This window comes from Escherichia sp. E1130, from assembly GCF_005781065.1.
Taxonomy (GTDB): Bacteria; Pseudomonadota; Gammaproteobacteria; order Enterobacterales; family Enterobacteriaceae; genus Escherichia.
Genome location: NZ_VATL01000015.1, coordinates 351,479 through 365,302, shown reverse-complemented (window position 1 = coordinate 365,302; position 13,824 = coordinate 351,479). Strand labels below are relative to the sequence as shown.

Genomic DNA, 13,824 nt, shown 5'->3' with positions numbered 1-13,824 from the left:
ATGCTGGCGCATCTTATCCGACCTACGGATTGTGCAATTTGTTGGTTTTGTAGGCCGGATAAGGCGTTTACGCCGCATCCGGCAATCTGTTTTTATGCGGTAGCTTCATCCTCGGCTAACCGTATTTCGGCGTCGGCTACTATCGCCTCCAACTCACTCAACATCTCTTCATAGCCAAAACTTTTGGTAGCGCGGGTGGTTTCTTTCGCTGCAACGGACTTTACTGGCTGACGTTTCTTCGCCGATTTTTTACTCATCATCTTCTCCCTGTAAAAAAACTAGACAGGTAAATCTATCAGCAAAGCGCGCAGCGGGGAATCAGCAACGAGTGTAATGTTAGCCTCGTCACGAATAAATGCGCCATCACCGCAGGTCAGCGCAGCTTTCTCTTCGTGATGCGTAAGCGCATGAAATTGACCGTGGATCGATTGCAAATAAGCACGCGGACCGTGCAGTTGAAAGTTCGCGCTTTCTCCCTCGGCGAGCACAATATGATGCAGCCACACCTGCTGGCGCAGTTGCAGGCTACCTTTCGCGCCATCTGGCGAGGCGATTAATTGCTGCTTGTCCATATTCAGCGCCAGTTTTTGAATCAGCGGATTCTCCCGTTGCGGGCAGGCATCCAGCCAGAGCTGCATTCGCGTTAACGGTTTGTCCTTGCTGATATTATGTTCGCTATAACTCACGCCCGGCTGAGTAGAAAGCAATAAGGCTTCACCGGCGTGGGCCTGAACATGATTACCTTCGCTGTCCCGATACTCTGCTTCTCCGTCGAGAATCACATTCAAAATATCAACTTTTGGGTAGGTACGTGGCTGGAAGGCGGCTCCTGGGGCCAACACTTCCTGGTTAAGCACGCGCAGGGAGGCATAGCCTAACAATTTAGGGTCGAAGTAGTGTCCAAAGGAAAAAGTATACCGGGCCTGCAACCATCCGTAGTCTGCTTGTCCACACTGCCTGGCAGTTCGGGTAGTAATCATAATTCTTGACCTCTCTTTACTTCCTTTTATGGTAAGGGGCTGGACGCTACATTGTTAGCCAGATATTCTGCCCGGTATGTTCAAATTTCCTGAATGAGAACGAAATGGCCAAAGAAAGGGCATTAACGCTGGAAGCACTAAGGGTTATGGATGCTATCGATCGCCGTGGTAGTTTTGCAGCGGCGGCCGATGAGCTGGGACGAGTGCCTTCCGCGCTTAGCTACACCATGCAAAAACTGGAAGAAGAGCTCGATGTGGTGCTGTTTGACCGCTCGGGCCATCGCACCAAATTCACCAATGTCGGGCGGATGTTGTTGGAGCGAGGACGTGTTCTGCTGGAGGCCGCAGATAAACTGACCACCGATGCCGAAGCCCTCGCGCGTGGTTGGGAAACGCATCTCACCATCGTGACTGAAGCGCTGGTGCCCACGCCTGCCTTTTTCCCGTTGATCGACAAACTGGCGGCTAAAGCCAATACCCAACTAGCAATCATCACCGAAGTGCTGGCGGGGGCGTGGGAGCGGCTGGAACAGGGGCGAGCAGATATTGTTATCGCGCCGGATATGCATTTTCGTTCCTCGTCGGAGATCAACTCTCGTAAGCTTTACACCTTGATGAACGTCTACGTGGCAGCGCCTGAGCACCCGATTCATCAGGAGCCGGAACCGCTTTCTGAAGTTACGCGCGTGAAATATCGCGGAATTGCAGTGGCAGATACTGCTCGTGAACGCCCGGTATTGACCGTACAGTTACTGGATAAACAACCTCGCCTGACGGTCAGCACCATTGAAGATAAACGTCAGGCATTGCTGGCAGGGCTTGGCGTCGCAACGATGCCGTACCCGATGGTAGAAAAAGATATCGCTGAAGGACGGTTGCGTGTAGTTAGTCCGGAATCGACCAGCGAAATCGATATTATTATGGCCTGGCGTCGCGACAGTATGGGAGAAGCAAAATCCTGGTGTCTGCGGGAAATTCCAAAGTTGTTCGCTGGAAAATAATCTATAAAGCACCTTTCACAAGGTGCTTAATTATTATTCCTGTTCCAGTTTTGGATCAGGTCCAAACCGGTTTTCGCCTGGTGTCCCCGGCTGGCAGTTAAAGATGATGATAATCAGCCAACCGATAAACGGAATTAAGAACAGTAGCACCCACCATGCTGAACGGTCGGTGTCATGCAGGCGACGGAACTGTACAGCCCACCACGGCAAAAATACCAGAATGCCGTAGATAGTCGTCAGGATGCCTTCGCCACCGGCACGTTGCCAGCCCAGCATTTTATCCAGCAGCCCCAGCACGAGCGTAAAGATGATGTTGACCAGAATAAACATCTAGTACTCTTTGCGCCGTGCACGTCCCCGGAAACCGACATAATTTTTTAGTACTTTCAGATACCAGTCCATTTTTGCCTCAATTTTGCTCAATCACTTGTTTTTAAAGCAGCAAATTAAGAATAGACATGAATGAATTTGCAGTAAATATTATCTCGATGAATTAATAAGGCGCTGTGAAGGATAAGGGCAAGCGCAAAATCGCCAGATGCGCTACGCTTATCTGGCCTGGGCGGGTTCTGCAATATATTGAATATACAATGTTTTGTAGGTCAGATAAGGCGTTCCCGCCACATCCGACATGAACAACACGCACTTAGCCAACAACCAGAGGCACCACGAAGGGTGCCTTTGTTTAACCGAAGCGAACATCCCGCCCGTGCGGTTCATCGAGATCCTGCCACGGGCCAATCGAAATAATTCCTGTTGGGTTGATGGTCTTATGGCTGCGGAAGTAGTGATTACGGATATGGTCGAAATTGACGGTTTCAGCTATTCCCGGCATCTGATAGATATCGCGCAGGAAGCCATACAAATTCAGGTAATCGCTGATACGGTGCTTATCGCACTTGAAGTGGGTGACATACACCGGATCAAAACGGACCAGCGTGGTCCACAGGCGAATATCGGCTTCGGTTAGCTGGTTACCTGTCAGGAAGCGATGCTGCCCTAATATCTGTTCCAGACGCGCCAGTGATTCAAACACTTTCACCACCGCCTCGTCGTAGGCTTCCTGGCTGGTGGCAAAACCAGCTTTATAGACACCATTATTTACGGTGTCGTATATCCAGCCGTTAAGTTCGTCAATTTTAGTTTGCAGAGCCGGGGGGTAATAATCGCCCGCTTTTGCGCCCAGCGCATCAAATGCGGTATTGAACATGCGGATAATTTCTGCTGATTCGTTGCTGACAATGGTGTGATTTTTTTTGTCCCACAGCACGGGGACAGTAACACGTCCGCTGTAGTGTGGATCAGCGTGGAGATAAAGCTGGTACAGGAATTCATGTTGATAGAGCGTGTCGCCGGTTGCATCCGGGAAACTGTCATCAAAGGTCCAGCCGTTTTCCAGCATCAGCGGGTTCACCACGGATACGGAAATAAACGGTTCCAGTCCTTTGAGTTTACGCATGATCAGCGTGCGGTGCGCCCACGGGCAGGCGAGTGAGACATAGAGATGATAACGATCTTTCTCTGCGGCAAATCCACCTTTGCCAGTGGGGCCTGGTGCGCCATCGGCAGTGAGCCAGTTACGAAATGCGGAAGCTGAACGTTGAAATTTACCGCCAGTGGATTTGGTGTCGTACCAGGTGTCATGCCAGACGCCGTCAATCAGTTGACCCATTTTTCTCTCCTCCAATAGCAAAAACGAGGAGCGTTTCTCCTCGTTTGAGACTGATGGCAAACGCAAAACTGCCTGATGCGCTATGCTTATCAGGCCTACGGGGTTCTTGCAATATATTGAATTTGCATGTTTTTGTAGGCAGGATAAGGCGTTCACGCCGCATCCGGCATGAACAACGCGTACTTTGTCAACAATCTGAAACGAGGAGTTTCCCCCTCGTTTTTTATCGTTAAGTATAGCGCGTGCTTACCACTTTTTATTCAGCAGACGGTCGATGCTATACGCGCCCGGTCCGGTAATCGCCAGCAGCAGGAATCCGCCAGAAATTGTCAGGTTTTTCATGAACATCAGCGAGTTGACGCCTTCAGCAAAGTTGCTGTGAAATAAAAACGCCGTCAACAGTGTAAAGCCAGCGGTAAACAGCGCGGTGGTGCGAGTCAGGAAACCGAACAGGATTGCCAAACCGCCACCGAACTCAAGCAGGATCACCAGCGGCAGCATAAAGCCCGGGACGCCCATTGCTTCCATGTATTGTTGAGTACCTGCATAACCGGTAATTTTCCCCCAACCTGCGCTAATGAACAGAATCGGCATTAAAATACGCGCTACCAGTACACCAACATCTTCTAATTTTTTCATCATACTCTCCACTGCGCCACTCAGGCTGCTGATTGTTTTTTTGTGCAAGGGCGCGGTATTAGCGTCATTGCTGTCGATGGAGAGAAGCATAAACGTAGTGAATGGTGATTGTTAGCAAGGAAAACTGTCAAAAATTTTCAAAAAATTTGAGGGATAAGGCCGGAATAGTTCCGGCCAGAGAGGAATTTAACCGCGAAGCTGTTGCTGATTGAGGGTGGTTTTAACCAGACGCCACGCACTCCAGACGCCAAAACCGCGCCTGGCCCATCGGACCAGCATATTCGGATGGCGAATCGTCCAGATAGCCATCACGCTGCTGCCGACCAGCGCCCAGGAACGCAGGCTCAACAGCATATTCCAACGACGATCGTAGGCGCCTGTCGCCTCCAGCCAGTCACGCCGACTGGCGGAAAGATCCAACCGTTGCTGCTGGATCTGACGAAGCAGCTGTGCCTTACGTTGTTCACGTTCGACTTTACCGCTCACGGGACTCCTCCTCGAGAAGTTGTCGATCGTTTGCCAGTTCGTGACGCGTATGGCGCAGCAAGGTGGATTTGCGCGACTTGCGTAACGTCCAGATACCGCCGATGAGTGCCAGAAGCAGCAACACCACAGTGGTGGCAATCATTGCATTCAGGCGATATTGCGGATCAACTGCCCAGATAATCAGCACCATCAGGCTCATAAGACCAAATGCAGCGAAAAGCATCGTCAGGCCGAGCATCAGTAAAAGCTGAAAGATATTGGCTTTTTCTTCTTCCAGCTCAACCACCGCCAGCCGCAGACGCGTCTCCACCATTTCGACCATGATGGTGACAATTCGCTGCCCGATTCCCAGAACGCTTTTACCGGGCCCTTGCGCGTGATGAGTGTCCGCCATAATTAACGACGCGACAGCAGAACGCCCAGCACCACGCCGATGGCTGCGCCAATACCAACTCCCGCCCACGGATTTTCACGCACATACTCATCGGCACGCGCCGCCGCTTCGCGGGTTTGTTTAGCAATCGCATCACCGGTTTCACCCAGACGATAGCGACTCTGCTTCAGTGCCTGTTCCGCTTTGCTACGAATCTTACTCAGCTCTTCTTTTGACTTTTCGCCAGAGGAGCTAAGAACCTCTTCCAGCGTATCGGACAGGGATTTTAACTCAGCACGCAGGTGTTCCGTAGTGTGTTCTTTCGACATAGTTTTCTCCAGGTGAGTAAGTATTAACTATTGGGGATTAGTAGTCGCGCGCTTCCAGCTTTTTCAGCTCATCCTGCGCTTCTGCCAGTTTCCGTTCGCGTTTAGCAATCTTATCGGCATCGCCTTTTTGTTTCGCCTCGGCTAAATCATGCTTGCGTTCTGCCACTTCATCTTTCTGCTTCGCGATTTTCTTTTGATGATCGGCACGCAACTGGTTATCTGAACAATTCGCCCGCACTTCACTAAGGGCTTTGTTCAGGCCATTGATACGATTCTGGTTTTGGTGTTTTTCGGCATAGCTGATCTCCTTAAGGATATTTTGCTCCTTTTCCTGACAAAGGGTAGTGGCATAACTACTGACACTAAGAGCAAAAAGAGAAACAGCTAAAGCGATGCGGTATTTCATTCTTGAACCTTCCATTGTGACTCGGACCCATTACAGAGGAACGATTGTCCAGACAACGAGGCGGTGGTATTAACCACCGCCTTATTAATCATAGACAGTAACGGTGAAATCACCAAAGTGAGTGATATGTTTCGGATAACAGGAAGTTATCCGAAGCGATGAGAATTGTCTCGCAGCCGGGTCAGCCATTGCATGGCCTGATTATTATCGTCCTGCTGCGCAATGATGTAGCCATGAGGCAATGTTCTATCGAGGACCGCTTTGGCGGCGGCGCTTTGATCGCTGGAATCAAACGTAATCAACAGAGTGTCATTCTTAGGGGTGATGCTTTTGAAAGGAATTCCATGAGCGTCAAGGTGATGCCAGATGGAAAAACCGTCCGGCATCGTCGTCCCTTGATGAATGGCGCGGATCGCTAGCGTGGATTCTTGTTGACGAACCGCAGACCAGGCCAGCAGCAGCGTGCCAGCCAGCAATATAGCAGCGCCGAACCAGGCTAGCTGGCGAAGCGACATGCGAGGTATTTGCATCCTTTACCCCCGATTTCCATATTTCTTTTTCCATAACACAACCAGAGAACCTGCCAGGCCGAACACCAGCAGTACCACCGGGAGCAGCATCAGGCATGACATCAGCTGGTCCTCATACTTCAAAAATACCGGCGTCTTGCCGAGCATGTAACCTAAGGTTGTCAGAATCAACACCCACAGCAGGCCACTCATCCAGTTGAAGAACTGAAAGCGGGCGTTATTCAGCCCTGACAATCCGGCAATGGTCGGCAGTAATGTTCTGACAAATGCGATAAAGCGACCAATTAACAGCGCAGATAAACCGTGTTTATGAAAAAGATGGTGTGCGCGTTGGTGGTAGTGCGCAGGTAAATGGGATAGCCAGTTTTGTACGGTACGGGTGTTTCCCAGCCATCGCCCCTGTATGTAGCTGACCCAGCAACCGAGGCTGGCCGCAACAGTGAGCAGCATAATAGTCTGCGGGTAACCCATTGCGCCTTTGGCAATCAATACACCGACCAACACCAGCAAGCTGTCGCCTGGTAAAAAGGCCGCTGGAAGCAAGCCGTTTTCGAGGAACAAAATCACAAACAAGACAAAATACAACATGCCAATCATCGACGGATTGGCCAGGGTTTCAAAATCCTGCGCCCACAGGGCTTGCAGCAATTGGGTCAAAAGTTCCATTCATTATTCCTGGTGAATCGGTTAACGCCACGCCGGTTTTAAATGATGCACACCCGTCAGGTTATTGCTGTTGTTGTATATATTGCGGGTCGAGACACCAATACGGCCTGAACTATTCCCTGTTAAAACGTGAGATAAGAAAACATTTAATAGCATAAATTCAAATTGAATCTAATTGTAACAAAGGTCAACGTTGTTCGTTATCAAAATTACATGTCCGTGGAGTCTGATTTTGCTGATTGCAGAGGAGGGTGGCGAGAGGATTTACACAGGCTGACACTTTATACTTTTCGCTTACTGATAAAGCGAACAGGCGCGTTGCTGCGCCTGTCAGAAATGGGAGTTTATTTGCTGCTGTTGGCCACAGTATCCAGATGAACGACTGGATTCTCGGCGAACAAATAGCGGTCGGCATTGAACTCGAAATCGTCACTGGTTTCGTTAAACAACATAATTTTGGTATTTTCCAGATGCTGCCACATTGCAAGTTTGGCGGCATGAGGATCTTTGCGTATCAACGCTTTGAGGATCTGATCGTGGTCATCACACCAGTTATCGACGGTACGGGAATCAATGTGCTCGTGCAGCTTTTTCCAGTACGGGTTATGACTACGCTGGGTCCACATTTTCTCTACGATGGCAGCCAGTGCAGAGTTCTGCGTCGCTAATGCGACCTGAATATGAAACTGCAAATCCCACTCGGAATCACGGAAGCATTGTTCGCCGCGCGCCTGCTCCTGGATGGCCATCAGTTTCATGATGTCCTGTTTCGTTACTTGGGTTGCAGCAAACTCGGCAATATTGCTTTCGATAAGTTGACGTGCCTGGAGCAGTTCAAACGGACCGTAATTGGCAAATTCCATATTCGCGTCCGCCGCCTGCTGATGGCGAGGCTGGTTGGAAACCACATGAATTCCCGAGCCTTTGCGTACTTCTACATAGCCCTCGACTTCAAGCATGATGATGGCTTCACGAACCACGGTGCGGCTGACGTTTTTTTCATCAGAAATAAAACGTTCGGCGGGCAGTTTATCACCCACCAGATAGACGCCCTGCTCGATGCGTTCTTTCAGGTCAGCGGCGAGCTGTTGGTACAAACGGCGTGGTTCAGTGATTTCCATATGCGCTCCAGGCATGATACGGCAGACTATATTTGTTATACCACTTTTGCGAGCTTAGCTCTACTCGCAGTGGTGAAAAAGCCGCCTGAGAAGGCGGCTTTGAAGGGAAACTAAAACTTACATTTAGCGTTAATGTTGCGGTGCGGGGTCGTTATGTGATTCCTGCGCTACCTCAATTGCCGGTTTGTTCTGCAACACGGTCCAGATAACCAGCGCGCCTAACAGGTCGAACACCGCCAGTACTGCGAACAGCGGGCTGAAGCCGATGGTGTCAGCCAGTGCACCTACAACCAGCGCAAACAGCGTACTTGCCAGCCACGCAGACATCCCAGTCAGACCGTTTGCCGTTGCCACTTCGTTACGACCAAACACGTCAGAAGAGAGGGTAATCAGCGCGCCAGACAGTGCCTGGTGAGCAAAACCACCGATACACAGCAGCATAATCGCGACATACGGGTTGGTGAACAGACCGATCATACCTGGGCCAATCATCAGTACCGCACCCAGTGTTACCACCATCTTACGGGAAACAATCAGGTTCACACCAAACCAACGCTGGAACAGTGGCGGCAGGTAACCACCGAGGATACAACCAAGGTCAGCAAACAGCATTGGCATCCAGGCGAACATCGCGATCTCTTTCAGGTTAAAGCCGTAAACTTTAAACATGAACAGCGGGATCCACGCGTTGAAAGTACCCCAGGCCGGTTCAGCCAGGAAGCGCGGTAATGCGATACCCCAGAACTGACGGTTACGCAGGATCTGAGCAACGGACATTTTCTTCGCCGCGCCAACCTGGTGCTGGGCTTCCTGACCATTAATAATGTAGTCACGTTCTTCATCGGTCAGATGTTTCTGGTCGCGTGGATGTTTATAGAAAATCAGCCATGCCATCGCCCAGATAAAGCTCAACGCACCGGAGATAATAAATGCCATCTGCCAGCTGTGCATGACGATTGCCCATACCACCAGCGGCGGCGCAATCATCGCACCAATTGAGGAACCAACGTTAAAGTAACCTACTGCGATGGAGCGTTCTTTCGCCGGGAACCATTCAGAACTGGCTTTCAGACCTGCAGGGATCATCGCTGCTTCTGCCGCACCTACCGCACCACGGGCAATCGCCAGACCGCCCCAGCTACCAGCCAGTGCGGTTGCGCCACAGAATACCGCCCACAGCACGGCAAACATTGCGTAACCGATTTTCGTCCCCAGAACATCCAGTACATAACCCGCTACAGGTTGCATGACCGTATATGCAGCAGAATAGGCTGCGATGATGTAGGAATACTGTTGGGTGGAGATGTTTAACTCTTCCATCAGAGTTGGTGCAGCTGCCGCCACAGTGTTACGCGTCAGGTAACCGAGCACGGTGCCGAGCGTCACCAATGCGATCATGTACCAACGTAACCCTTTAATTTTACGCATGTAAAACCTCATCGTTTTGTTATATCCGCAATAAGCGCGGTCATCATCCTGCCTGGGGCAGAGGATGTTAGTTACGACCGGATGACCGAAAAAAAAACCGGTACACCCCGAACGCTGCCATGAAAGTTTCGTGCTAATTCGGCTTCCGTACCGGTCAACCCAATTCATCTAACAAATGAATGAATCGGCAATTTGCATTCCGTCGACTTATGATTCGCGACGGCAGAAAGATAACTTGTCATACAACTTTAAAAGGTGAGAGCCATCACAAATGTGGGAATATTTGTAGGGGCATTACTGGATGAGAGCAAAGCCAGAACTGGCGCGGCTTGCAGAGGGATTTACCACTTTGAGAGTAATTTTTTTAACTACGTTTATTGATCTAACTCACGAAAATATCTTCGGGCTCTGGAAATTGGTGTGATAACTTTGTCAGCATCGCACCCTAAGCAAGCTAGCTCACTCGTTGAGAGGAAGACGATAATGACTCCGTTTATGACTGAAGATTTCCTGTTAGATACTGAATTTGCCCGCCGTCTGTATCACGACTACGCAAAAGACCAGCCGATTTTCGACTACCACTGCCATTTACCGCCGCAGCAAATCGCAGAAGACTATCGCTTTAAGAATCTGTATGACATCTGGCTGAAAGGCGACCACTACAAATGGCGTGCAATGCGTACCAATGGTGTTGCTGAGCGCCTGTGTACTGGTGATGCATCTGACCGTGAGAAGTTTGATGCCTGGGCGGCGACCGTTCCGCACACGATCGGTAACCCGTTATACCACTGGACGCACCTCGAACTGCGTCGTCCGTTTGGCATCACTGGCAAACTGCTGTCTCCGTCTACTGCAGATGAAATCTGGAACGAATGTAACGAACTGCTGGCGCAGGACAAATTCTCCGCGCGCGGCATCATGCAGCAGATGAACGTGAAAATGGTCGGCACCACCGACGACCCGATCGACTCTCTGGAACATCACGCAGAGATCGCCAAAGACGGCTCTTTCAACATCAAAGTGCTGCCGAGCTGGCGTCCGGATAAAGCCTTTAACATTGAACAGGCGACCTTTAACGACTACATGGCGAAGCTGGGCGAAGTTTCCGATACCGATATTCGCCGCTTTGCTGATCTGCAAACTGCTCTGACCAAACGTCTGGATCACTTCGCCGCTCACGGTTGTAAAGTGTCTGACCACGCGCTGGACGTGGTGATGTTTGCCGAAGCGAACGAAGCGGAACTGGACAGCATCCTGGCACGTCGTCTGGCAGGCGAAACCCTGAGTGAGCATGAAGTCGCACAGTTCAAAACTGCGGTGCTGGTATTCCTGGGCGCCGAATACGCACGTCGCGGCTGGGTACAGCAGTACCACATTGGCGCGCTGCGTAATAACAACCTGCGTCAGTTCAAACTGCTGGGGCCGGATGTTGGCTTTGACTCCATCAACGACCGTCCGATGGCGGAAGAACTGTCTAAGCTACTGAGCAAACAGAACGAAGAAAACCTGCTGCCGAAAACCATTCTCTACTGCCTGAATCCGCGCGATAACGAAGTGCTGGGTACTATGATCGGTAACTTCCAGGGCGAAGGTATGCCAGGCAAAATGCAGTTCGGTTCCGGCTGGTGGTTTAACGATCAGAAAGACGGTATGGAACGTCAGATGACTCAACTGGCACAGCTCGGTCTGCTGAGCCGTTTTGTTGGGATGCTGACTGACAGCCGTAGCTTCCTGTCGTACACCCGTCACGAATACTTCCGCCGCATTCTGTGCCAGATGATTGGCCGCTGGGTGGAAGCGGGCGAAGCACCGGCGGACATCAACCTGCTGGGCGAGATGGTGAGAAATATTTGCTTTAACAATGCGCGTGACTACTTCGCCATTGAACTGAACTAAGGTCTGGGGTTGATATGCAATACATCAAGATCCATGCGCTGGATAACGTCGCGGTCGCGTTAGTGGATTTGGCGGAAGGCACTGAAATCAGTGTCGATAACCAGACCGTAACGCTGCGCCAGGATGTTGCTCGTGGACATAAATTTGCGTTAACAGATATCGAAAAAGGGGCCAACATCATTAAATATGGCCTACCGATTGGTTATGCATTGGCGGATATTGCGGCGGGGGAACACGTTCACGCCCACAATACGCGCACGAATCTGAGCGATCTGGATCAGTATCGCTATCAACCTGATTTTCAGGATCTGCCTGCGCAAGCGGCAGATCGTGAAGTGCAGATCTATCGTCGCGCTAACGGTGATGTCGGGGTGCGTAACGAGTTGTGGATCCTGCCGACCGTGGGCTGTGTTAACGGCATCGCGCGACAGATCCAGAACCGTTTTTTGAAAGAGACGAACAACGCTGAAGGTACTGACGGTGTGTTCCTCTTCAGCCACACCTATGGCTGCTCGCAGCTGGGCGACGATCACATTAATACCCGCACCATGCTGCAAAACATGGTGCGTCATCCGAACGCAGGCGCCGTGTTGGTCATTGGTCTGGGCTGTGAAAACAACCAGGTTGATGCTTTCCGTGAAACGCTGGGCGATATCGATCCTGAACGCGTGCATTTCATGATCTGCCAACAGCAGGATGATGAGATTGAAGCCGGGATCGAGCATTTGCATCAGCTGTATAACGTCATGCGCAATGACAAGCGCGAGCCGGGTAAACTCAGCGAACTGAAGTTTGGTCTGGAGTGCGGCGGTTCTGACGGCCTTTCCGGTATTACTGCTAACCCAATGCTGGGGCGTTTCTCTGATTACGTCATCGCTAACGGCGGTACTACCGTGCTGACCGAAGTACCGGAGATGTTCGGTGCAGAGCAGTTACTGATGGACCATTGCCGTGACGAAGCGACGTTTGAAAAATTGGTCACCATGGTCAACGACTTCAAACAGTACTTTATTGCCCATGACCAGCCGATCTACGAAAACCCATCGCCGGGGAACAAAGCGGGTGGTATCACCACGCTGGAAGATAAATCACTCGGCTGTACGCAGAAAGCGGGCTCCAGCCAGGTGGTAGACGTGCTGCGCTACGGCGAACGTTTGAAAACACCAGGGCTGAACCTGTTAAGTGCACCGGGTAACGATGCCGTAGCGACCAGCGCCCTGGCGGGTGCGGGCTGCCACATGGTGCTGTTTAGTACCGGTCGCGGCACGCCGTACGGCGGATTTGTACCGACGGTGAAAATCGCTACCAACAGCGAACTGGCAGCGAAGAAAAAACACTGGATCGACTTTGACGCGGGTCAGCTGATCCACGGTAAAGCGATGCCGCAGTTGCTGGAAGAATTTATCGATACCATCGTTGAGTTTGCCAACGGTAAGCAAACCTGCAACGAGCGTAACGACTTCCGCGAACTGGCGATCTTTAAAAGCGGCGTAACGCTGTAAAGTCGAAATAAGTTGTGAATAAAAAACGGCGTTTCATAATATGAAGCGTCGTTTAAGATTGTTGATAAACGCATAATTGCCTGATGCGCTTCGCAATATAGTAAAGTTGCACGATCTTGTAGGCCGGATAAGGCGTTTACGCCGCATCCGGCAAGAAATGAGATGCACTTTGTCAGCAATCTGAAGCGGCGTTTCTAACTCGAAGCGCCGTTTGCTTTTCCATACCTGCTAAGGATTTATCATGACCGCGTATTGGCTGGCCCAGGGCGTGGGTGTCATCGCCTTTCTGATTGGTATTACAACATTCTTCAACCGCGATGAACGTCGCTTCAAAATTCAGCTTTCCATCTATAGCGTATTTATTGGCATACATTTTTTCCTGATGGGTGTCTTCCCGGCGGGGGCCAGCTCAATCCTCAATGCTATCCGTACGTTAATTACTCTGCGTACCCGTAGTTTATGGATAATGGCGATCTTCATCGTGCTGACGGGAGGAGTTGGTCTGGCGAAGTTCCATCATCCGATGGAGCTGCTGCCAGTCATTGGCACGATTGTCAGTACCTGGGCGCTATTTCGCTTTAAAGGACTGACCATGCGCTGCGTGATGTGGTTTTCTACTTGTTGTTGGTTAACTCACAACATTTGGGCCGGGTCGATTGGTGGCACGATGATTGAGGGTAGTTTTCTGCTAATGAATGGCCTGAACATCATTCGTTTCTGGCGTATGCAGAGAAGGGGAATTGATCCGTTTAAAGTGGAGAAAACCCCTTCCGCCGTAGACGAAAGGGGCTAAGC

16 protein-coding genes and 1 pseudogene are annotated in these 13,824 nt (G+C 50.8%); 4 read left to right on the top strand and 13 right to left on the bottom strand.

What is annotated here, in order from left to right; all coding sequences use genetic code 11:
- Nucleotides 1-92 precede the first annotated feature (92 nt).
- Together yhaL and FEK66_RS15390 are read right to left on the bottom strand one after the other, a co-directional pair.
- The gene (gene yhaL, locus FEK66_RS15395) at nucleotides 93-257 is read right to left on the bottom strand and encodes a protein YhaL (protein ID WP_130210466.1); all 165 of its coding nucleotides are present in this window, start codon (nucleotides 255-257) and stop codon (nucleotides 93-95) included.
- A 21-nt stretch (nucleotides 258-278) separates the two neighbouring features.
- Nucleotides 279-980 carry a pirin family protein gene (locus FEK66_RS15390; protein ID WP_130218287.1) on the bottom strand — a complete coding sequence of 234 codons (702 nt, stop codon included), beginning with the start codon at nucleotides 978-980 and terminating at the stop codon, nucleotides 279-281.
- A 104-nt stretch (nucleotides 981-1,084) separates the two neighbouring features.
- Between FEK66_RS15390 and yhaJ the strand changes: the two genes are divergently transcribed.
- The gene (yhaJ, locus tag FEK66_RS15385) at nucleotides 1,085-1,981 is read left to right on the top strand and encodes a DNA-binding transcriptional regulator YhaJ (RefSeq protein WP_130218285.1); all 897 of its coding nucleotides are present in this window, start codon (nucleotides 1,085-1,087) and stop codon (nucleotides 1,979-1,981) included.
- 33 nt (nucleotides 1,982-2,014) lie between these two features.
- Here yhaJ and FEK66_RS15380 read toward each other — a convergent pair.
- From FEK66_RS15380 to exuT, 11 genes and pseudogenes are all read right to left on the bottom strand, one after another.
- Nucleotides 2,015-2,383: pseudogene (locus tag FEK66_RS15380) on the bottom strand (DUF805 domain-containing protein).
- Between the two features lie 283 nt (nucleotides 2,384-2,666).
- A complete protein-coding gene (yqjG, locus tag FEK66_RS15375) occupies nucleotides 2,667-3,653 on the bottom strand; it encodes a glutathionyl-hydroquinone reductase YqjG (RefSeq protein WP_135407923.1) in 987 nt (328 codons plus the stop codon).
- 246 nt (nucleotides 3,654-3,899) lie between these two features.
- A complete protein-coding gene (locus FEK66_RS15370; RefSeq protein WP_063100739.1) occupies nucleotides 3,900-4,292 on the bottom strand; it encodes a DoxX family protein in 393 nt (130 codons plus the stop codon).
- A gap of 186 nt (nucleotides 4,293-4,478) precedes the next feature.
- The gene (locus FEK66_RS15365; RefSeq protein ID WP_130210382.1) at nucleotides 4,479-4,778 is read right to left on the bottom strand and encodes a YqjK-like family protein; all 300 of its coding nucleotides are present in this window, start codon (nucleotides 4,776-4,778) and stop codon (nucleotides 4,479-4,481) included.
- A complete protein-coding gene (locus FEK66_RS15360) occupies nucleotides 4,768-5,172 on the bottom strand; it encodes a phage holin family protein (RefSeq protein WP_130210384.1) in 405 nt (134 codons plus the stop codon). The genes FEK66_RS15365 and FEK66_RS15360 overlap by 11 nt, the downstream gene beginning before the upstream one ends.
- A 2-nt stretch (nucleotides 5,173-5,174) precedes the next feature.
- On the bottom strand, nucleotides 5,175-5,480 hold the full coding sequence (locus FEK66_RS15355; RefSeq protein ID WP_130210386.1) for a YqjD family protein: 306 nt from the start codon (nucleotides 5,478-5,480) through the stop codon (nucleotides 5,175-5,177).
- A gap of 37 nt (nucleotides 5,481-5,517) precedes the next feature.
- Nucleotides 5,518-5,886: a DUF1090 family protein YqjC gene (gene yqjC, locus FEK66_RS15350; RefSeq protein ID WP_135495186.1), complete on the bottom strand. Its 369-nt coding sequence runs from the start codon at nucleotides 5,884-5,886 to the stop codon at nucleotides 5,518-5,520.
- Nucleotides 5,887-6,032: 146 nt separating this feature from the next.
- Nucleotides 6,033-6,416, bottom strand: coding sequence for an EnvZ/OmpR regulon moderator MzrA (mzrA, locus tag FEK66_RS15345; protein WP_130210390.1), 384 nt, complete (start codon nucleotides 6,414-6,416; stop codon nucleotides 6,033-6,035).
- Between the two features lie 3 nt (nucleotides 6,417-6,419).
- The gene (gene yqjA / locus FEK66_RS15340; protein ID WP_064529586.1) at nucleotides 6,420-7,082 is read right to left on the bottom strand and encodes a DedA family general envelope maintenance protein YqjA; all 663 of its coding nucleotides are present in this window, start codon (nucleotides 7,080-7,082) and stop codon (nucleotides 6,420-6,422) included.
- 344 nt (nucleotides 7,083-7,426) lie between these two features.
- Nucleotides 7,427-8,203, bottom strand: a complete 777-nt coding sequence (exuR, locus tag FEK66_RS15335; protein WP_064529587.1) for a transcriptional regulator ExuR — start codon at nucleotides 8,201-8,203, stop codon at nucleotides 7,427-7,429.
- A 129-nt stretch (nucleotides 8,204-8,332) separates the two neighbouring features.
- A complete protein-coding gene (gene exuT, locus FEK66_RS15330) occupies nucleotides 8,333-9,631 on the bottom strand; it encodes a hexuronate transporter ExuT (protein ID WP_130210392.1) in 1,299 nt (432 codons plus the stop codon).
- Between the two features lie 483 nt (nucleotides 9,632-10,114).
- Between exuT and uxaC the strand changes: the two genes are divergently transcribed.
- The 3 genes from uxaC to FEK66_RS15315 all read left to right on the top strand — a co-directional run bounded on the left by uxaC (nucleotide 10,115) and on the right by FEK66_RS15315 (nucleotide 13,822).
- A complete protein-coding gene (gene uxaC, locus FEK66_RS15325; RefSeq protein WP_130210394.1) occupies nucleotides 10,115-11,527 on the top strand; it encodes a glucuronate isomerase in 1,413 nt (470 codons plus the stop codon).
- Nucleotides 11,528-11,541: 14 nt separating this feature from the next.
- Nucleotides 11,542-13,029, top strand: coding sequence for an altronate dehydratase (gene uxaA / locus FEK66_RS15320; protein WP_135495185.1), 1,488 nt, complete (start codon nucleotides 11,542-11,544; stop codon nucleotides 13,027-13,029).
- A 241-nt stretch (nucleotides 13,030-13,270) separates the two neighbouring features.
- Nucleotides 13,271-13,822, top strand: coding sequence for a YgjV family protein (locus tag FEK66_RS15315; protein WP_130210398.1), 552 nt, complete (start codon nucleotides 13,271-13,273; stop codon nucleotides 13,820-13,822).
- Nucleotides 13,823-13,824: the final 2 nt, after the last annotated feature.